At 66.9% G+C, this 19,728-nt stretch carries 16 protein-coding genes; 3 read left to right on the top strand and 13 right to left on the bottom strand.

Annotation, left to right across the window (positions count from 1 at the left end):
- Positions 1-36 precede the first annotated feature (36 nt).
- The gene (locus tag VK92_RS24580; protein ID WP_048027748.1) at positions 37-1,077 is read right to left on the bottom strand and encodes an LLM class flavin-dependent oxidoreductase; all 1,041 of its coding nucleotides are present in this window, start codon (positions 1,075-1,077) and stop codon (positions 37-39) included.
- Between the two features lie 875 nt (positions 1,078-1,952).
- Complete coding sequence (gene uvrA / locus VK92_RS24585) at positions 1,953-7,847, bottom strand: excinuclease ABC subunit UvrA (protein WP_048027347.1); 5,895 nt, start codon at positions 7,845-7,847, stop codon at positions 1,953-1,955.
- Between the two features lie 256 nt (positions 7,848-8,103).
- Between uvrA and VK92_RS24590 the strand changes: the two genes are divergently transcribed.
- Entirely contained in the window at positions 8,104-8,487 is a 384-nt protein-coding gene (locus VK92_RS24590) for a c-type cytochrome (RefSeq protein WP_042972777.1), read from the top strand.
- 211 nt (positions 8,488-8,698) lie between these two features.
- Positions 8,699-9,082 carry a hypothetical protein gene (locus VK92_RS24595; RefSeq protein WP_048027349.1) on the top strand — a complete coding sequence of 128 codons (384 nt, stop codon included), beginning with the start codon at positions 8,699-8,701 and terminating at the stop codon, positions 9,080-9,082.
- A 112-nt stretch (positions 9,083-9,194) separates the two neighbouring features.
- Here VK92_RS24595 and VK92_RS24600 read toward each other — a convergent pair whose 3' ends face one another.
- From VK92_RS24600 to VK92_RS24640, 9 genes are all read right to left on the bottom strand, one after another.
- Positions 9,195-9,521, bottom strand: coding sequence for a high-potential iron-sulfur protein (locus tag VK92_RS24600; RefSeq protein ID WP_048027353.1), 327 nt, complete (start codon positions 9,519-9,521; stop codon positions 9,195-9,197).
- Between the two features lie 140 nt (positions 9,522-9,661).
- A complete protein-coding gene (locus tag VK92_RS24605; protein WP_048027357.1) occupies positions 9,662-10,003 on the bottom strand; it encodes a cytochrome C oxidase subunit IV family protein in 342 nt (113 codons plus the stop codon).
- An 8-nt stretch (positions 10,004-10,011) separates the two neighbouring features.
- On the bottom strand, positions 10,012-10,746 hold the full coding sequence (locus VK92_RS24610; RefSeq protein WP_048027359.1) for a heme-copper oxidase subunit III family protein: 735 nt from the start codon (positions 10,744-10,746) through the stop codon (positions 10,012-10,014).
- Positions 10,743-11,354, bottom strand: coding sequence for a cytochrome c oxidase subunit 3 (locus VK92_RS24615; RefSeq protein WP_048027363.1), 612 nt, complete (start codon positions 11,352-11,354; stop codon positions 10,743-10,745). Before VK92_RS24615 ends, VK92_RS24610 begins: the two co-directional genes overlap by 4 nt.
- On the bottom strand, positions 11,351-13,105 hold the full coding sequence (gene ctaD / locus VK92_RS24620) for a cytochrome c oxidase subunit I (RefSeq protein WP_048027364.1): 1,755 nt from the start codon (positions 13,103-13,105) through the stop codon (positions 11,351-11,353). Before ctaD ends, VK92_RS24615 begins: the two co-directional genes overlap by 4 nt.
- A 13-nt stretch (positions 13,106-13,118) precedes the next feature.
- The gene (locus VK92_RS24625; RefSeq protein ID WP_048027366.1) at positions 13,119-14,270 is read right to left on the bottom strand and encodes a c-type cytochrome; all 1,152 of its coding nucleotides are present in this window, start codon (positions 14,268-14,270) and stop codon (positions 13,119-13,121) included.
- 104 nt (positions 14,271-14,374) lie between these two features.
- Complete coding sequence (locus tag VK92_RS24630) at positions 14,375-14,890, bottom strand: hypothetical protein (RefSeq protein WP_048027367.1); 516 nt, start codon at positions 14,888-14,890, stop codon at positions 14,375-14,377.
- A 197-nt stretch (positions 14,891-15,087) separates the two neighbouring features.
- Positions 15,088-15,597, bottom strand: a complete 510-nt coding sequence (locus tag VK92_RS24635) for a hypothetical protein (protein WP_048027368.1) — start codon at positions 15,595-15,597, stop codon at positions 15,088-15,090.
- 119 nt (positions 15,598-15,716) lie between these two features.
- On the bottom strand, positions 15,717-15,932 hold the full coding sequence (locus tag VK92_RS24640; protein WP_027792801.1) for a DUF3820 family protein: 216 nt from the start codon (positions 15,930-15,932) through the stop codon (positions 15,717-15,719).
- Between the two features lie 165 nt (positions 15,933-16,097).
- Here VK92_RS24640 and VK92_RS24645 point away from each other — a divergent pair, with 165 nt between their 5' ends.
- Entirely contained in the window at positions 16,098-16,286 is a 189-nt protein-coding gene (locus VK92_RS24645) for a hypothetical protein (RefSeq protein WP_021156550.1), read from the top strand.
- A gap of 308 nt (positions 16,287-16,594) precedes the next feature.
- Here VK92_RS24645 and VK92_RS24650 read toward each other — a convergent pair whose 3' ends face one another.
- Both VK92_RS24650 and VK92_RS43320 read right to left on the bottom strand, forming a co-directional pair.
- Entirely contained in the window at positions 16,595-17,257 is a 663-nt protein-coding gene (locus VK92_RS24650; RefSeq protein WP_048027749.1) for an OmpA family protein, read from the bottom strand.
- Between the two features lie 127 nt (positions 17,258-17,384).
- The coding region (locus tag VK92_RS43320) for a YadA family autotransporter adhesin (RefSeq protein WP_048468198.1) at positions 17,385-19,728 on the bottom strand (2,344 nt) is incomplete at its 5' end.

Genomic DNA, 19,728 nt, shown 5'->3' on the forward strand with positions numbered 1-19,728 from the left:
ACGTGCGCCATGCGATGGAATGTCATGTCGATCGCATCAGGCCGCGGCGGGCTCGGGCCGGTCAACCGGCTGCCACCCGAGTGCCGGGGCGATACGCGTGATGAAGTCCTCGAGGATCTGCCGGTAGTTCTCGAACGGCAGGTCGTAAGGCAATTCGAGGCGCAGCTCCCGCACCTGTCCGACCACCGGGTCGGCCAGCAGCCGCTCCACGATCTCGTCCGAGCTGCCGACGAGATCCGGCGCGAACAGCGTGCGCCGCTCGCCCTGCGGCGCCAGCGTGCGGGCGTGGCGGGCGTCGGCAAATGCGCGATAGCGTTCGCGCTCCTTCGCGCTCGCGCCGTCGGTCGGGACGATCACACGCCCCAGCGCGATCCGCGGTGCGTGAGCGTCATGCCAATGGTCGCGATACAGATCCAGTTGCCGCAACTGGGCGTCGATATGGCTATCGGTGCCCTCGCCCGTGGTTATATTGCCGATCAGCAGGTTGAACCCGTTCCTGGCGGCCCATTCGATCGAGCGCCTGGAACCGCCCCCATACCAGAGTCGCCCCGTCAGGCCGGGCGCAAACGGGCTCACGCGCGGCCTGACCCGCCCCGCAGCCGATTCGACGAACGTGTCGTCGTCGCCGAGCCAGTCGCCGGCGAGATTGCGGCGCAGGCGTGCCACACGCGCATGCGAGAAGTCGACGAGATCCGGATCGGTGTCGAACAGCCGCTCGCCCAGCAGCGCGCCGTGATTCGGCGCGCCCGCGCTGAGCCCGACATTGAGCCGCCCGCGCGAGAGCACGTCGACGGTGGCGAGATCCTCGGCCAGCCGGAACGGATTCTCGTATCCCATCTGGATGACCGCGGCGCCCAATCCGATCCGGGACGTGCGCTGGCTCGCCGCCGCGAGAAACGTGGCGGCCGACGACACGGCGCGCTCGAGATGACGTTGCCGCACCCACGCGCTGTCGTAACCGAGCGCCTCGCCCGCGCTGAACAGTTCGAGCGTCTGCTCGAATCCCGCCGCCGCGTCTTCACCGGCGTAATTGCCCGGTGTCAGGAAGGCAATGTGATCAATGCGGACGTTGCTCACTTTCGTATCCTTCGTCATTGGGTCTGTCTGGTGGTACACGCGCCGCGCGCTGTCGGCCCGGGATCTGCCCGATCCGCCTGTCGACAGGCATGACGCACGACCGGCACGGCACCATCGACCGGAACGCACGCGTTCACCTCTTTGGCGATCGGTTCTTTATCGGGGATCGAAAAAAGGAAACGAGACATCGAACTCAACCTCGCGAATGGCCGGGCTGACCGGATTCAAACTTTCATGAAAAAGCGTCGAACAGGCAGGCAATCTCGGATGTCGATTATGGAGAACGTGCGACTGACCCGTTGCAGTCATTTCTTCTATGGATATGACGCGCGTATCAAAACAGATAGCGCGTGCACACATAATGAAAATCGAGATTGATTCAGGCGTGGCCGTACAAACCCGGGCAGTCGCACAAGGGGAACATGCGATTCATGGGCCCGCGATAATGCGGCCTGGAAACCTGGATGATGAAGAAGAGAACCCGACAGTCACACCCGACGGGGTTCGATGCAAAAGTGCTGCACTTGCAACGCCAAAGGCAAGCGGACGCTGGCCGCTCTGACGCAACGATTCGACGCGCAGCCGAACCCGATCACGGAATGGATGCGACAGCGCAGAAACGCGTGGGGGATATGTTTTTAGTGACGGGCACGCAATCGAGCGAGCGATCGACAGACCTGACGACGCCGCATGCAGGAATGGCGCCGGTCGACACCAGAAAACGAAGCTCCGATAGCGCGAGGCTTCGCGTACCGGAAACGGGGTAACGGCGCCACACCGGAGCCATTACCCCACGGCTTGAAAGAACAGAACCGAGCCCGTTAGCCAGGAGGCAATCCCCCTGGCACCGGTGCCGTCAACACGAAGTGTCGCGCTCACCCGACCCGCGCTTCTCCCTCGCGCTCGGCTTCCCCTTCGCCCGTGCCCGTTCGCGCGAGCACCGGCTTGAGGGCCTGCCCCGTATGGCTCGCACGCACCTGCACGAGCGCTTCCGGCGGCGCCGCCGCGACGATCGTGCCGCCGCCCACGCCGCCTTCCGGCCCGAGATCGATGATCCAGTCGGCTTCCGCGATCACGTCGAGGTCGTGCTCGATCACGACGACGCTGTGCCCCGCATCGACGAGCCGGTGCAGCACGCGAATCAGCTTCGCGACGTCCGCCATGTGCAGGCCGACCGTCGGCTCGTCGAGCACGTACAGCGTGTGCGGCGCCTTCTGGCCGCGCCGCGTGATGTCGTCGCGCACCTTCGTCAGCTCGGTGACGAGCTTGATGCGCTGCGCCTCGCCGCCCGACAACGTCGGCGACGGCTGGCCGAGCGTCAGGTAGCCGAGGCCGACATCCTTCATCAGCTGCAACGGATGCGCGATGTTCGAGATCGGCGCAAAAAACTCCACGGCTTCGTCGATCTCCATCGTCAGCACGTCGCCGATGTTCCGGCCGCGCCACGTGACGGCGAGCGTCTCCGGGTTGAAGCGCTGCCCGTGGCACACGTCGCACGGCACCTTCACGTCGGGCAGGAAGCTCATCCCGATCGTGCGCACGCCTTGCCCTTCGCATGCGGGGCAACGCCCGTCGCCGGTGTTGAACGAGAAACGCGACGCCGTGTAGCCGCGCGCACGCGCTTCCAGCGTATCGGCGAACAGCTTGCGGATCGTGTCCCACACGCCGATATAGGTGGCAGGACACGAGCGCGGTGTCTTGCCGATCGGCGTCTGGTCGACTTCGAGCACGCGGTCGATCTGCTCCCAGCCGCTCAGCGATTCGCAGCCCTGCCACGCATGCGTGACGTTCAGCGACGGCCGCGGCGCACTGCGCGCGAGCACGCTCGAACGGCGGTTGGCGGCCAGCGCGTCCTGCTGCGCGGCCTTGCGCGCGCGGCGCGTGGCCGGCGACGACAGCACCGAGCGGCCGACCGCGTCGAGCAGGTTCGTCATCAGCACGTCGCGCGCGAGCGTCGACTTGCCCGAGCCGCTCACGCCCGTGACCGCGACGAGCCGCGCGAGCGGAATGCCGACCGTGACGTCGCGCAGGTTGTGCAGCCGCGCGCCGTGCACGGTCAGCCAGGCTTCCGGCACGGCCGCGCCGCCCTTCTTGCCCGGCAGGCTCACGCTGCGGCGCGGCTGCAGCGGATGCGTCATCGGCTGCGCGAGCAGGCGGCCCGTCACGGAATCCGGCTGCGCGGCCAGATCGGCGACCGCGCCCTCGGCGACCAGCGTGCCACCGCGCTTGCCCGCGCCCGGGCCGACGTCGATGATGTGATCGGCGCGGCGGATCGTGTCCTCGTCATGTTCGACGACGACGAGCGTGTTGCCCTTGTCGCCGAGCTTGCGCAGCGCATCCAGCAGGATCTGGTTGTCGCGCGGATGCAGGCCGATCGTCGGTTCGTCGAGCACGTAGCAGACACCCTGCAGGTTGCTGCCGAGCTGCGCGGCGAGCCGGATGCGCTGCGCTTCGCCGCCCGACAGGCTCGGCGCCGCGCGATCGAGGCTCAGGTAGCCGAGCCCGACTTCCTCGAGAAACGCGAGGCGGCTGCCGATCTCGCTGACGATGTCGCGCGCGATCTGCGCGTCGCGCCCCGTCAGCTCCAGCCCGTCGATCCAGCGGCGCGTGTCCGACACCGTCCATTGCGCGACCTCGACGATCGGATGCGCGTCGAACGTCACCGCCCGCGCGGTCGGGTTCAGCCGCGTGCCGTTGCAATCCGGGCACGGCTCGTTGCCGACGCCTTCCGGTTCCTGTTCGTCCGACGGCAGCGTCTGCTCGCGGCCGCGATCGTCCCCGGCGAGCACCGTGTCGTCATACGCGGCGCGCTGTTCGCGCGTGAGCGTGACGCCGGTGCCGACGCAGGTCGTGCACCAGCCGTGCTTGCTGTTGTACGAGAACATCCGCGGGTCCAGCTCCGGGTAGCTCGTGCCGCACACCGGGCACGCGCGCTTGACCGACAGCACCTTGACCGTGCCGACCCGCGCGGTCGAATGATCGTTCTGCATCGCGTCGTGCAGCCCGTCGAGCGGCGCGAGCAGATGCATCACGCCCTTGCCGAGTTCGAGCGTCTCGTCGAGCACGCGTCGCAGTTCGGCTTCGTTGTCGGGGGACACGACGATATCGGCGACCGGCAGCTCGATCGTATGCTCGCGGAAGCGGTCGAGCTTCGGCCACGGATCGACCGGCACGAACTCGCCGTCGACGCGCAGATGCGTGCTGCCGCGCGCCTTCGCCCACTTCGCGAGATCCGTATACACGCCCTTGCGGTTCACGACGAGCGGCGCGAGCAGCCCGACGTGTTCGCCGCGATGATCGCGCAGCAACTGCGCAGCGATCGATTCGACGGATTGCGACGTGACCGGCGTGCCGTCGTGGATGCAATGCTGCAGGCCGAGCTTCACGTACAGCAGCCGCAGGAAGTGCCACACCTCGGACGTGGTCGCGACCGTGCTCTTGCGCCCGCCGCGCGACAGCCGCTGCTCGATCGCGACGGTCGGCGGGATGCCGTACACCGCGTCGACCTCGGGGCGGCCGGCCGGCTGCACGATCGAGCGCGCATACGCGTTCAGCGATTCGAGGTAACGGCGCTGGCCTTCGTGGAACAGGATGTCGAACGCGAGCGTCGACTTGCCGGAACCCGACACGCCGGTGATCACGTTGAACTTGCCGTGCGGAATGTCGACGTCGAGCGCCTTCAGGTTGTGCTCGCGCGCGTTGACGATCCGCACGACGTCCTCGCCTTCGATCGCACGCCGCTCGCGCGCCGCGTTCAGCACGGCCTGCAGCGGCTTGCCTTCGTCGGCGAGCGCCATGTCGGCATCCATCGCGCGTTCGTACTGCAGCAGCGCCACGCCGGTATGCGATTCGGCGCAGGCTTTCACGTCGTCGGGCGTGCCCGCGCACAGCACGAGGCCGCCGCCGTCGCCGCCTTCCGGGCCGAGATCGATCAGCCAGTCGGCCGCGCGGATCACGTCGAGGTTGTGCTCGATCACGATCAGCGAATGGCCGGCCGCGAGCAGCTTGCCGAACGCCTGCATCAGCTTCGCGATGTCGTCGAAGTGCAGCCCGGTAGTCGGCTCGTCGAACATGAACAGCTTCGCCCGCGCGATGCGCGCCTCTTCCGTGACGACCCGGCGGCCGTTCACGGCCGCCGCCGATTCGGCGAGGAAACCGGCCAGCTTCAGGCGCTGCGCTTCGCCGCCCGACAGCGTCGGCACCGGCTGGCCGAGCTTCACGTATTCGAGGCCGACGTCGACGATCGGCTGCAGCACGCGCAGCACCTCGGCGTCGGTCGCGAAGAACGCGGCCGCTTCGCTGACGGTGAGATCGAGCACGTCGGCGATGCTCAGCGCGCGGCCGTCGCGCTCGATGCGCACTTCGAGAATCTCAGCGCGGTAGCGGCTGCCGTCGCAGTCCGGGCAGCGCAGGTAGACGTCGCTCAGGAACTGCATCTCGATGTGCTCGAAGCCCGAGCCGCCGCAGGTCGGGCAACGGCCGTCGCCCGAGTTGAAGCTGAACGTGCCGGCGCCGTAGCCGCGTTGCAGCGCGAGCGGCGCCTTCGCGAACAGCTTGCGGATCTCGTCGAACGCGCCGACGTAGCTCGCCGGGTTCGAACGGGTGGTCTTGCCGATCGGCGACTGGTCGACGAACACGACGTCGCCCACCTGGTCGGCGCCCGTGAGGCTGCGGTACGCGCCCGGCGACTCGGTCGCCTTGCCGTGGTGCCGCGCCATCGCCGGATAGAGCACGTCCTGCAGCAGCGTGGACTTGCCGGACCCCGACACGCCCGTCACGCAGACGAGCCGCTGCAGCGGGATCTCGACCGTCACGTCGCGCAGGTTGTGTTCGCTCGCGCCTTCGAGCACGATGCGCGGCGTATTCGCGTCGACCACCCGGCGCGCCCAGTTCGACGCATGCGCGACCTGCTTGCGGCCGCCGAGATACTCGCCCGTCAGCGTGTGCGCCGAACGGATGTCGGCCGGCGTGCCGTCATAGACGATCGTGCCGCCGCGCTCGCCCGGGCCGGGCCCCATGTCGATCAATCGATCGGCCGCGAGCATCACCGACGGATCGTGTTCGACCACCACCAGCGTATTGCCCGCGTCGCGCAACCGCTGCATCGCCTCGACGATCCGCGTGAGATCGCGCGGATGCAGCCCGATGCTCGGTTCGTCGAGCACGAACAGGGTTTTCGTGAGCGACGTGCCGAGCGCCGTCGTCAGGTTGATCCGCTGCACCTCGCCGCCCGACAGCGTGCGGCTCTGCCGATCGAGCGTCAGGTAGCCGAGCCCGACGTCGCACAGGTATTTCAGGCGCGTGCGCACCTCGGCGAGCAGCAGCTTCAATGCATCGTCGAGCAGCGCGCTCGGCAGGCTGATGTCGTCGAAGAAGCGGCGGATGCGCTCGATCGGCAACAGCATCAGGTCGTGCACGGTCAGGCCCGGCAGCGCCTCGAGCTGCGCGCGGCTCCAGTCGACACCGCGCGGCATGAAGCGGCCGGCCGGCGCGAGCACGCCGTCGGCGTTCTCTTTCGAGCCGAGCCGCCACTGCAGCGATTCCGTCTTCAGGCGCGCGCCGCCGCATACGTCGCACGGCGTGTAGCTGCGGTATTTCGACAGCAGCACGCGGATATGCATCTTGTACGCTTTCGACTCGAGATAGCCGAAGAAGCGCTTCACGCCGTACCACTGGCTCTGCCACTTGCCGTTCCAGTCGGGCGAACCGTTGACGACCCAGTCGCGCTCGGCGTCCGACAGCTCGGCCCACGGCGTGTCGCGCGGGATGCCGGCTTTCGCCGCGTAGCGCATCAGGTCGTCCTGGCACTCCTTCCACGCGGGCGTCTGCATCGGCTTGATCGCGCCGCCGCGCAGCGTCTTGCGCGCGTCGGGGATCACGAGGCCGAGATCGACGCCGATCACGCGGCCGAAGCCGCGGCAGGTTTCGCACGCGCCATACGCCGAATTGAACGAGAACAGCGCCGCCTGCGGCTCCGCGTAGCGCAGGTCGCTGTCGGGATCGTGAAGCCCGGTGGAGAAGCGCCACACCTGCGGCTCGGCGATCGCGTTTTCCGCTTCCGGCGCCAGCACGTACACGTTCACGCGCCCGCCGCCGCGCTTCAGCGACGCCTCGATCGCCTCGACCACGCGCACCTTGTCGGCCTGCTGCACGCGGAAGCGGTCGGCCACCACGTCGAGCACCTTGCGCGGCCCGGTGGGCGACGCGACCTCGCGCTGCGCCTGCACGCGCGTGTAACCGCTCGCGGACAGCCACTGCGCGACTTCTTCATCGGACGCCGTTTCGGGCAGCTCGACCGGGAACGTGACGACGACGCGCGGATCGTCCGCCTGCGTGCGCGCGACGAGCTCCGCGTAGATCGTCTCCGGCGTGTCGTGCCGCACCTGCCGCGCGGTCTTGCGGTCGAACAGCTCGGCCGCGCGCGCGTACAGCAGCTTCAGGTGATCGTTCAGCTCGGTCATCGTGCCGACGGTCGAGCGCGAACTGCGCACCGGGTTGGTCTGGTCGATCGCGATCGCGGGCGGCACGCCGTCGACCCGCTCGACCTGCGGGCGGTCCATCCGGTCGAGGAACTGCCGCGCGTACGCGCTGAACGTCTCGACGTAGCGCCGCTGGCCTTCCGCGTACAGCGTGTCGAACACGAGACTCGACTTGCCGGAGCCCGACGGGCCGGTGACGACCGTCATCTCGCCGGTGCGCAGGTCGAGATCGAGGTTCTTGAGGTTGTGCTGACGTGCTCCGCGAATGCGGATCAGATTGCTGGATGACAATTTGCCTGCCCGTCTGAATGAGTTAACCAGAGTGCCCGGTGCCGGAACGCTGCGGCGGATGCCCGCAGGCGCGGCGCACGCGCCGCAAGGGTTGCACCTGTGCGGCCCGATTTCGACGGACACTATACTGTACATTCATACAGTTTTCCATGACGACCCTGAGGGCGGCATGGGATGGCGGTTGGAGGCGCGGCCCATTCCGCGATAACGCGTTTATACTCCCCGGCCGGGCAATCCGCGTGATACGACAAGGAAAATGAAAGCAAGAACATGGCTCATCACTTCGCTGGGAGCGTGGGTGTTGACTCAGCCTTCACTCGCCTTCTCGCAAAACATCAACGGAAAAAATCTCTTCATACAGAGATGCGCGATGTGCCATGGCGCAGATATCAAGGGCACCGGGCCATTGGCCGGAAAAAGCAATCCCCCCACGCCCGACCTCACGACTGCCGCGTTCAAGAAGCGGCTCCATGATTATCCAGGCGTCATCGTTTCATCGGTAATACTTCGCCCGAACGGGGACCTGATTCCGAGAACCTTGAGGGAGAACGGCGTCAAGCTGGCACCGCATGCCTGGACCGTTCAGGATTTTCGCGACCTGAATCAATACATGAGCGACGTGATTTCCAGCAGCCGATGATTCCGTGTCGACCGGCTGACCGCTCCGGGTCGTTTCGAGCCGGTAACATACCGCCGACGAGCTATCCGGCGGAGACATCCCCCTTCCGAAAATGGTGCCGTTGCCCGGGTCGGACTTCGGCACACAAGCCGTGTGTTGCGCCATCCGGAACCAACGTACCTGCCCGGGTGCAGCCGTGCGATGATGCGCGCTGACCAACATGAGAGATGGAATGACGACTACCTTCGACGAGGCGACAACGGCGGCGATCGCCGCGTTTGCCGAACTGGATTTCTACACGGCCGTGCAAGCGATGCGCGCCGAAGCCGACTACGACCGCGAAATAGACCAGTGGATCTCGCGCTACATCGACGAGCACGGCGGCGGCGCGGACGATGCGGAATACGACGCGTTGCACGCGCAGGCCCAGGCAACCCCGGAATTCGCGCAGTTCGTCGATGGGGTTCGCCGGGAAATCCTGGAATACTTCGACGTGACCGACGATCAACTGGACTGGATGGTCCTGCTGCGCGATGACGACAGCGACGCGCTTTGGGCGGAAGTCAACCGGCAGCGGACCGCGCTGGGAACCGGTGAAGTGCGCGGCGACCTCTGACCCTTGCCTGCCATCCGGATTTCGCGTCGCGCCGGGTGCGTGGCTCGAGTCCGATCAGCCATGAGGTGGGCCGGGCGTCACGTATCCCGGCCACCCGCTCGCCCCTGCCCTGCTACGCCTTTTTCGCGTAAGCGCCACACCAGCCTTTCGCATTGACCTGCTTGCCGCCGAAAATGGCGCACGGCGCCATCGCCGCACCGGTCTTGCCCTGGAAGAACTGGCAATTCGCGCAAGCCTCGCCCGCGTGAAATTTCGGGAATTTCGCATGGTCGACCCGGCTTGCATCCGTCTTGTAGCCGAGGGCCTGGGCGTTTGCATCGGTTTCCTGCACGGCACCGGCACCGGCCGCGGCATCTGCCGCGGCCGCGCGGCGTCCAACGGCCAGCGCGGATGCCAGAACGGTGGTGACAGCAATAAAACGTCGGCGTGAAAACTTCATCTTGCCCTCCTCGATGTTTGCGTGGCCGGATGACCGACATCCTCCGATGCCACGACGCCGCCCGGAGCACAACCGCGGCCCGTCACCGTGCCCGTCGCGCCGCGACACATTCATCCCATGCGAACCGCCTTGCGAACGAATCACCGGAAAAACATTTCCCGCATCCCGAACGTGTGATGCGCCTCGGCCGCCATCAGCACCATGAGCACCAGCAGGCACAGCGGCGGCACGAGAATCGCGTACACCAGCGCCAGCCGCTCCCACATCATGTGCATGAAGATCGACACGATCAGCCCGGCCTTGGCGATCATCAGCACGACGATCAGTACCCAGCGCAACAGGCCCTGCGCGTTGAAATAGTCGACCAGGTACGACAACGTGCTCAGCACGAACAGCAGGCCCCAGATCTTCAGGTAGAGGCCGATCGGATGCTGCTGGCCGTGCGCGGCGTCGGGTCGATCGGCGGGATCGGTATGGTCCATGGCCTGCCTCACCACAAGTAGAACAGCGCGAAGATGAACACCCACACCAGGTCGACAAAGTGCCAGTACAGGCCGGCGATCTCGACGATCTGGAAGTTGCCGTGTTCGGTGAACCCCGGCTGCAGGATCTTGCGCGCGATCAGCAGCAGGTAGATCACGCCGCAGGTCACGTGAAAGCCGTGGAACCCGGTGATCGTGAAGAAGCACGCGCCGAACTGCGCCGCGCCCAGCGGATTGCCCCACGGGCGGATGCCTTCCCGGAAGATCAGGTTGCTCCATTCGAACGCCTGCAGCGACACGAAGGTGGCGCCCAGCAGCGCGGTCGCCAGCAGCAGCGCGGCGGCGGGCCTCGCGTTGCGCCGGTAGCCGAAGTTGACGGCCATCGCCATGGTGCCGCTGCTGCTGATCAGCGTGAACGTCATGATCGCAATCAGCAGCAACGGCACCTCCACGCCGCCCACGCTGAGCCCGAACACCTTCGCGGTATCGGGCCACGGTGCCGTGGTCGACATGCGCACCGTCATGTAGCCGATCAGGAAACTGCTGAAGACGAACGTGTCCGACAGCAGGAAGATCCACATCATCGCCTTGCCCCACGGCACCTTGAAGGCTTCGCGATCGGCCGACCAGTCCGTGACGATGCCGCGCCAGCCGTCGGGCCGGGTGTCGGCAGATGGCGAATCGCCAGGCGGGGCCGCGGGCGAACCGGCGGCGGGTCCGGAGGGGGCCGTGGGCGCGGTCATGGCGCGGCTCCATACAGCGGCCCGCAGACGGCGGCGACGATCCCGGGGGTCAGCCACCACATCGCCGCCAGCAGCACGAGCCACACCGCGAGCAGGAAATGCCAGTAGAGCGCGCACAGATCGATGACCCGCCGGGCCCGGAACGGGTCCGCGCGCCGGAGCCGCGCAATCGTCACCGCCCACGCCGCCAGCCCGCCCAGCACATGCAATCCGTGCAGGCCGGTGAGCAGGTAGAGGAAGCTGTTCGACGGATTGACCTCAACGGTCTGCCCGCCAGCCGACAGCAGGTGCCAGGCGGTCAGTTGCCCGGCCACGAACGCGGCCGCCAGCACGCCGCCGCACACGAGCCACGCGGTGCGGTGCAAGGCCGGTTGCCGGGCTCGCTGCATGGCGACGCTGGCCAGCGCCAGCGCGCCGGTGTTCCACCACAGCAGCGCCGGATGCGGGATCGGCTGCCAGTCGGGCTCGCGCATGCGCATCGCATAGGCGAGCAGCAACAGCGAGAACAACGTCGTCGCGACCGCCATGAAGACGATCAGGCCGGTGCGGCCCGCGTTCGGCAAGCCGGGTCGCGCGTCGTCAACGAAGGGGCGCGGCAGCGTGGTCATTCGTGGGCCTCGCCGGGGTGAAGCGCCGGGTGGGCCGGTTCAGGCACTGTCGCGGGCGGCTGGTTTTGCGGCACGAAATCTTCCTCTTGCCCCGGCGGACTGTATTCGTATGCCCAGCGGTAGACGACGGGAAGCGCCACGCCCCAGTTGCCGTGCGCGGGCGGCGTTTGCGGCGTCTGCCATTCCAGCGTGGTGGCCCGCCACGGGTTGCCGTCGGCGCGCCGGCCGTGCACGAGGCTCCACGCCAGGTTGAAGAGGAACAGCAACTGCGCGGCCGCGACGATCAGCGCGACGACGGTGATGAACGTGTTGAGCGTCTGCGCCGAATGCGGGATGAAGCTGTAGCCCTGGTATGCGTAATACCGCCGCGGCATGCCGAGGATGCCGAGATAGTGCATCGGGAAGTAGATCGCATAGGTGCCGACGAAGGTGATCCAGAAGTGCGCGCGCCCGAGCGTGTCGTCGAGCATGCGACCCGTCACCTTCGGGTACCAGTGGTAGAGGCCGCCGAACACCACCAGGATCGGCGACACGGCCATCACCATATGGAAGTGCGCGACCACGAAATACGTGTTCGACAGCGGGATGTCCACGCTCACGTTGCCGAGGTAGAGCCCGGTCAGCCCGCCCAGCACGAAGGTGCTGATGAAGCCGATGGCGAACAGCATCGGCACGGTCAGGTGGATATCGCCGCGCCACAGCGTCAGCACCCAGTTGTAGACCTTGAGGGCGGTCGGCACGGCGATGATGAGCGTGGTGGTGGCGAAGAAGAAGCCGAAGTACGGATTCATGCCGGCGATGAACATGTGGTGCGCCCAGACCACGAAGCTCAGCGCGCCGATGACGACGATGGCCCACACCATCATCCGGTAGCCGAAGATGCTCTTGCGCGCGTGCGTGCTGATCAGGTCCGATGCGATGCCGAAGGCCGGCAGCGCGACGATGTAGACCTCCGGATGCCCGAAGAACCAGAACAGGTGCTGGAACAGCAGCGGGCTGCCGCCGGCATGCCTGAGCGTCTGCCCCATCGACACCACGGCCGGCACGAAGAAGCTGGTGCCGAGCGTCCTGTCGAACAGCATCATCACCGCCGACACGAACAGCGCCGGAAACGCCAGCAGCGCCATGATGGTCGCGATGAAGATGCCCCACACCGTCAGCGGCATGCGCATCAGCGTCATGCCGCGCGTGCGTGCCTGCAGCGTGGTGGTCACGTAATTCAGGCCGCCCATGGTCGCCGCGACGATGAAGATCGCCAGCGACACGAGCATCAGCACGATGCCCCATTCGACGCCCGGCGTGCCCGGCAGGATGGCCTGCGGCGGGTACAGCGTCCAGCCCGCGCCGGTCGGCCCGCCCGGCACGAAGAAGCTCGCCACCAGCACCAGCACGGCCAGCAGGTAGACCCAGTAGCTCAGCATGTTGAGAAACGGGAACACCATGTCGCGCGCGCCGAGCATCAGCGGGATCAGGTAGTTGCCGAAGCCGCCCAGGAACAGCGCCGTCAGCAGGTAGATCACCATGATCATCCCGTGCATCGTGACGAACTGGTAGTAGTGGTTCGCGTCGATGAACGCGAACTTGCCCGGGAAGCCGAGCTGCAGCCGCATCAGGTCGGACAATACGAGGCCGACCAGCCCGATCGCGATGGCCGTCATCGCATACTGCACCGCGATGACCTTGTGGTCCTGGCTCCAGACATAGCGGGTCCAGAAGCTCTGCGGGGCGTGGTCGCCGTGCGCGTAGGTCATGGTCTCTGCTCCGCTATTGCCTGGCCGCGGTACCGGCCGGAGGCGGCCCGCCTTGCGCCTCGATGTACGCCACCAGTGCGGACAGTTCCTGGTCGCTCAGGTCGAAGTGCGGCATGATCGGCGAGAACCCCTTCACGACCCGCGCCGCCGGATTGCGGATGAACGCGCGCAGATAGGCTTCGTCCACCTTCGCGGTGCTGCCGTCGGCCATCGTTTCGGTTTTGCCGTACAGTCCCTTCCAGGTCGGGCCCACGAGCGGGCTGCCGTCCACGGTATGGCAGGCGACGCAGCCCTTGGCCGCCGCGAGCGTCTTGCCCAGTTCGGCGAGCGCGTGCGCGCTGCCGCCGGCAGCGGCGGGGGTTGCCTGCACGTGGGCGAGTTGCTGCTGCGCGAAGGTGGTCTGCTGCGCCAGCCAGCGCGAGAACGCGGCTTCGTCTTCCACGACCACCACGCCGCGCATGCCGGAGTGCCCGATCCCGCAGAGCTGCGCGCACAGGATGTCGTAGCGCCCTGCCCTGGTCGGCGTGAACCAGAAGGTGGTCACCATGCCCGGCACCATGTTCATCCGCGCCCGGAACGGCGGAACGTAGAAATCGTGCAGCACGTCGCGCGAGCGCGTCAGCACCTGGACCGGCCGGTTGAGCGGCAGGTGTACCTCGGGCGTCTCGATCAGGTAATTGTCACGGCCGTTGGGGTCGGCGGGGTTCAGGCCGAACGGGTTGTCGTTGCTGATGTAGCGCACGTCCGTCGTGCCCAGCTTGCCGCCGGGGCCCGCGAAACGGAAACGCCATTGCCATTGCTGGCCGAGCACTTCCATCTGCAGCACGTTGCGCGGCGGCCGGATATAGTCCGCGTAGACGAACAGCCCCGGCGCCAGCAACGCCGCCACGCCGATAGCGGTCAGGCCGATCAGCCACCATTCCAGCCGGCGGTTGTGCGGCTCGTAGGCCGCGCGATGCCCGCTGCGGTGCCGATAGCGCACCAGTGCGACGACGATGAACAAGTTGATGGCGATGAAGAATGCACCGGTGATGACGAGCGTGATCGTCAGCATGTCGTCCATGCGCACCCAGTTCGATGCGATCGGCGTGATCCACCACGGACTGGCAAAGTGAAACCCCACCGCCAACAGGATGATCAGGACCAGGGCAATCGCAAGGGCCATAGGCCGCCTCGCTGCATATCACTCGCCGACGCCGCCGACGCCGGGTTCCGTGTCTCCCGCGAACGCCCGGTGGTCAGCCTCGGCGCGGCGGGAAACGCGATGTATCAGTCGTCCACGTTGTGCTTGCGCAATCGCTCCAGCCTGCCGTAGGTGATGGCCGCAACCACGCCGAACAACAGGTTGGCCAGCAACGGCCCGGCACCCCGCTCGGAGACGAACCACGGGAACACGGCCGTCATGACGTAGAAGTTCCACCCATACGCGACGATCCCGAACGCCAGCCCGATGGCGGCTTCCATGCCCACGCTCGAATCGAAGCGGAAAGGCGCCATGATCGCCGCGAGCATCACCCCCATGATCGCGCCGAGCACGTAGTGCAGCAGCAGCGCCATCGCGACGATTTCAAGGTTGAATTGCGTCATCTGGCCGAGCGCGCTGCGGCCCATCACCATCGCCGCGATCTTGTGCGTCGGTTGCCACGGGCTCGAGCCGAGCACGAGTGTCGACCAGACGAATTCCAGCGCGATCACCAGCGCACCGCCTGCGAGACCGGCCACGGCGGCGGCGACCCAGTCCGGCGTCCGACGCGCCCAATGGTGCGATTGCATGTGCAGTTCCATACGACCTCCTTGCCGACGCTTCGACGTCGGCGCTTCGGTTCCGAGGGCGTCACGCGCGTCGGGCCTGCGTCACTCGAGCGATCCGGAAGCAGGGTTGCGGGCGCAACGTGCGAACGCCCTTCTCCGCGCGCGGCCGTGCGTTCGACGAAATGCGTCGATGAACCCGGGTATCGGGCAGGCCGGCTTGCTGTCGCGCGTCAGGGGAAGATCGGTGTCGTGGGCTCGGCGCCTTCCAGGTCCGCCGTCGGAAAATGCCTGGCGACCATCTCCTCGATTTCCTGCTCTCGCAATGCCGGCACATCGGCCATGATCAGGATCTGGCCTTCCTGTATGGCCTCGCGAAATCGCTGGAGCCGCGCGTTCGGCTCGGCGATGCCGATCATCGCGGCGGTCCACGCGCCGAAACCCGCTCCCGCCAGCGTCAATCCGACAACGGCGCCGCCCGCGATCACGAGTTCCGCCGGGGGAAATACCAGCGCGACGAGGCCGATCAGTGCACCCGCCGCGCCGCCAAGCGCGACGCCGCGCTCGAGCGCATGCACGACATCGCTGCTTTGCAGCAACGATGCTTCGGGCAACTGATCGAGTGCGACGCTGTGATCGGCGAGGACGTGGATATGGCGCCAGATGATACGTGCGCGCAATAGATCGTCAACGATGGCCTTGGCCATCTGCGTATCAGGTACGAGGAAATAAAGGCGTCTCATGTTGGCACCCCTTTGTGCCGTCGACTACGCTTTCCATTCTATGTCAGCAACGGCAACACAGTAGGTGCGCGCGGGCCAGCGCCGCTGCCGCATGCGAAGCCGTTCGGCACCGAGCGACGCTATCCGCGTTTGCGCAACGGCTCCAGCAAGTCGCGCAGGCCGTTGTGGTCGATTTCATGCATCAGCGCAAGCTGCCGGCCGATTTCGCCGCGCGGGAACCCTTCGCGAGCCAGCCAGTTGAGGTAAGGCCCGGGCAGGTCGGCAATGAGTCGGCCCTTGTACTTTCCAAAGGGCATGGTGACGGTGACGAGGTGTTCGAGATCTGGGGTCTGCATGCCGGTATTGTGCACGGCTTTCCGCTCCCGTCGCATGCCAGGCTGACATCCGACGCGGCAAACCCTGCGGCGACAGCCTCGCGGAAACGGGGCGCGGCAAACCGCCCGCGCCCCTTTTCCGGCCTGCTAGACTGAAATTTCCCCCTGCAAACGATGGAGGGAATCATGTTGTCCGTCTATGTCGTGAAGACCGGCGAGCAGTTCCTGTGCACCGCCGAGGATGGCGATATCGGCATGGCACCGGCGGTTGAGGATGCCACGTCGTTTCGTTCGTATGAGGAAGCGGAAATGGCGGCGCACCTGCATGCCGACCCCGGATACGAAATCGTCGCTGTTTGCGTGCTCAGACACTGACGTGGCGCCCGCTACCGGGCGCCCGGTTTGTCCGCCTCGGGAAACTGTTTCGTCACGCGCGCGGTCGTCGTTGAATCGCACAAGACCGGCATCGGCTGATCCACGCCTGCGCCGCCCGAACCACGCGACACATCCGACACCCGCCGGCCGCCGCGTCGAAGGCGGCGCGGCCGACGGGGTCACCCGACCTCGAGTTCAGGCACCGACAGCCGTCGCATACGCCACGCATTGGCGCGCGAGCACATCGGTCGGATCGACCAGCGTCGCACGCGCACCGTTCGGCGCGACATATTCGCGGCCCCCACCCGCTACTTCTGCAGCAGGATCTCCACGCGTCGATTGCTCGCCCGCCCTTCGGCGGTCTCGTTGGAGCCCACCGGATCGGCGTCCCCCTTTCCGGTGGCCGTCACGGAATCCGCGTTCACGCCATGCTCGCGCAAATACGACCCGACCGCCTCCGCGCGGCGCATCGACAGCGCGAGATTGTGCGCAGCCGAGCCGACCGAGTCGGTATAGCCGATCACCTTCAGCAACGAGAAATGCCGGTCCGCCTGACGGTTCAGCAATGCGTCGAGCGAAGCGCGCGCGGCGGGCGTCAGCGTTGCGGAGTCGGTCGCGAAATACGTGTCGCCGGTCAGGCTGACCTTTTCCGCGGCGGCCGGTGCCGCCGCCACCGGCGCCGGAAGCGGCGCGGGTGCCGCGCCGCACTGGAACTCGATCGACCGCGGATCCGCGCCGTCGCGGAACGGCGCCTCCGAATCGACCACCCGAACCGGCTGCGTGTCGCACATGCGCGTCGCGACCTTCATGCAGGTCTTTTCGCTCGACAGGATGCCGTGACAATCGACGCGAAACGTCCGCACGCCGTTTCTCGGCTGCAGTTCGTATGCATTGAACGTCGGCCCGGACGCGCTCGAGCAGGCGGCCAGGGAGACCACGGACACGAGCAGGGCAAGAGAAGTTTTCTTCACTGATTCACTCCCGAAAATCGGTTCGATATCGCGCATGCGGCACGGCAGTGCGGCCGCATGCGGATGCGTTCTCGTTCAGCGCGAACCGTCCCGGCGCTGCACGCCGGAACGGTTCGGCGCGCACGGATCACTTCCACTGATACAACATACCCGCGCCGACCACGCGCTGACTGCCGGCGAAACCGCCGTTCAGCGTCGCCTTCAGGTTCTCCGTAAGGCGCGCCTGCATGCCGACGGCCATCGCCTTCTGGCCGAGGAAGCTCGCCGTACCGACCCCCATCGCGAAGTTCGAGTCGCGGTCCATGTGCGGGATCGACGCCATCGCGGCCGTCGCGGCAATCCCGTCGCGCGCCATCGAATCGGTCTGCTGGATCTGCTGCTGCATCTGCGTGAGCTGGTTGTTGACCGTGTTCAGCGATTGCGTGAACTGGTTCGATACCGCGTTCAGCTGGTTCACGTTGACCGCGTCGGTGCCCTGCGTGCCGGCCGCGACGTTGACGACCTGGCGCGCCGACTCCGCCGAGCCGACCGCGACGACGTTCGAGCGCCCGCCGTCGTTGCTGCCCGTGCCGATCGCGGTCGACCCGTTGCCCGTTGCGGTCGAGCCGACGCCGATCGCGGTCGATCCGTTGCCGGACGCCAGCGACCCGTTGCCGACCGCCGTGCTGTTCGAGCCCGATGCGACCGCGCCCGAGCCGCCCGCCGACGAATTCGGCCCCGTCGAGCCCGGCGGCACGTTCGTGCCGGCCGGGTTCGTCGTGTATGACCCGCCGAGGTTGGACGTGCGCTGGGTGATCAGCGTCGTCAACTGGTTGGCGACCGAATCGAGCTGCGACACGTTGACCGCATCGGTGCCGCTCTTGCCGGCCGCGAGGCCGGTGATCTGCCGGTTGCCGATGTTGACTTCGCCGGCCGACGATTGCGGACTGCTCAGGCCGTACGCGATGTAGTTCGTTTGCGCGCCGACGGTGGTCAGCGAACCCGAACCGAGCGCGATGCTGTTCGCGAGCGTCGCCGACGCCCCGGCCCCGAATGCGAGCGCATCGGTTGCCGTGGCGTGCGCGCCCGAGCCGAGCGCGACGCTGCCGACGCTCGCCGCGACCGCGTTGGCGCCCTGCGCGACCGACTGCGCGCCGGTGGCCGTCGCGCCGCTGCCGAGCGCCATCGCATCGGCCTGCGCGGCGCTCGCCGCCTGGCCGATCGCGACGCCGCCCGGCGCGGTGGCATCGACGATCGCACCGTTGCCGATCCCCACGCCGTTGTCGCCGTTGACCACCGTCGTCGGGCCGACCGCGACCGACTCCGCGCCGACCGCGAGCGAATCGACGGCCGTCGAGTTCGCGTGGAAGTACTTCGTCGTCGTGACCGCGAACGACTGCAGCGCGCCGGCCAGCTGCCGCACGGTCACCGCGTCCTGCTGGCCGGTGCCGTCCGCGACGTTGGTGATCTGGCGATAGGTCTTGCTCGTCGCGTCGCCGACCGATACCGCGCCCAGCAGCGTCTGGTCGGTCGTGTTGAACGGAATCGAAGCGCTGCCGTTGCGGATGGTCCCCGACGCCGGCACCGTCGCGCGATCGGACACCGACCCGGCGCCGAGCGCGATGCTGCCGTCCACCTTCGCGACCGCGTTCGGGCCGATCGCGACGCTGTCGAGCCCGAGCGCCTGGCTGTCCGGCGCCGTGGAGTTCGCGTGGAAATACTTGATGCCGTGCGCGTTGATGTTGTCGATCGCCGAACCGACGTTGTTGTTGACCGTCGTCGAACCGTCGCTGTTGTACGTCACGTACGAAGGCGCGGAGATCGTGCCGGTCGTCGGGTCGTAGGTGGCCCCGCCGCCGATCGCGCCGGCCGTGCTGTTGCCGAGGTTGGTGTTGTTCGACGCGATCGAGCTGAGGCCGGTCGACAGCGAACCGATGCCCGTCGACGTCGCGGTGGACAGCGACGTCAGGTTGCTGTTCGTGCTCGACAGGCCGGTGGACAGCGAGCCGACGGTCGTCGAGGTCGACGTCGACAGCGACGAAATCGAGCTGGTCGTCGAGCTGAGGCCGGTGGACAACGAGCCGATGCTCGTCGACGTCGCGGTGGACAGCGACGTCACGGTGCTGTTGGTCGTGCTCAGGCCGGTGGACAGCGAGGCGACACCGGTCGAGGTCGACGTGGACAGCGACGTGACCGCGCTGTTCGTCGAACTCAGGCCGGTGGACAACGAGCTGATGCCCGTCGACGTCGAAGTCGACAGCGACGTGACCGTGCTGTTCGTCGAGCTCAGGCCGGTGGACAACGAGCTGATGCCGGTCGACGTCGATGTGGACAGCGACGTGACCGTGCTGTTCGTCGAACTCAGGCCGGTGGACAGCGAGCCGACGCTGGACGCCGTCGAAGTCGACAGCGAATCCAGGTTGCTGTTGGTCGAGCTCAGGCCCGTCGAAGTCGACGTGGACAGTGAAGAAATCGCGCTGTTGGCCGACGAC

The organism is Burkholderia sp. LK4, from assembly GCF_001043615.1.
GTDB lineage: Bacteria > Pseudomonadota > Gammaproteobacteria > Burkholderiales > Burkholderiaceae > Burkholderia > Burkholderia cepacia.

Coding starts and splice junctions, on each gene's coding strand:
- VK92_RS24645 (WP_021156550.1), top strand. CDS start 16,098: ATGTTGTCCGTCTATGTCGTGAAGACCGGCGAGCAGTTCCTGTGCACC.
- VK92_RS24640 (WP_027792801.1), bottom strand. CDS start 15,932: ATGCAGACCCCAGATCTCGAACACCTCGTCACCGTCACCATGCCCTTT.
- ctaD (WP_048027364.1), bottom strand. CDS start 13,105: ATGACCTACGCGCACGGCGACCACGCCCCGCAGAGCTTCTGGACCCGC.
- VK92_RS24630 (WP_048027367.1), bottom strand. CDS start 14,890: ATGGAACTGCACATGCAATCGCACCATTGGGCGCGTCGGACGCCGGAC.
- VK92_RS24635 (WP_048027368.1), bottom strand. CDS start 15,597: ATGAGACGCCTTTATTTCCTCGTACCTGATACGCAGATGGCCAAGGCC.
- VK92_RS24595 (WP_048027349.1), top strand. CDS start 8,699: ATGACGACTACCTTCGACGAGGCGACAACGGCGGCGATCGCCGCGTTT.
- VK92_RS24605 (WP_048027357.1), bottom strand. CDS start 10,003: ATGGACCATACCGATCCCGCCGATCGACCCGACGCCGCGCACGGCCAG.
- VK92_RS24590 (WP_042972777.1), top strand. CDS start 8,104: ATGAAAGCAAGAACATGGCTCATCACTTCGCTGGGAGCGTGGGTGTTG.
- VK92_RS24615 (WP_048027363.1), bottom strand. CDS start 11,354: ATGACCACGCTGCCGCGCCCCTTCGTTGACGACGCGCGACCCGGCTTG.
- VK92_RS24610 (WP_048027359.1), bottom strand. CDS start 10,746: ATGACCGCGCCCACGGCCCCCTCCGGACCCGCCGCCGGTTCGCCCGCG.
- VK92_RS24625 (WP_048027366.1), bottom strand. CDS start 14,270: ATGGCCCTTGCGATTGCCCTGGTCCTGATCATCCTGTTGGCGGTGGGG.
- VK92_RS24600 (WP_048027353.1), bottom strand. CDS start 9,521: ATGAAGTTTTCACGCCGACGTTTTATTGCTGTCACCACCGTTCTGGCA.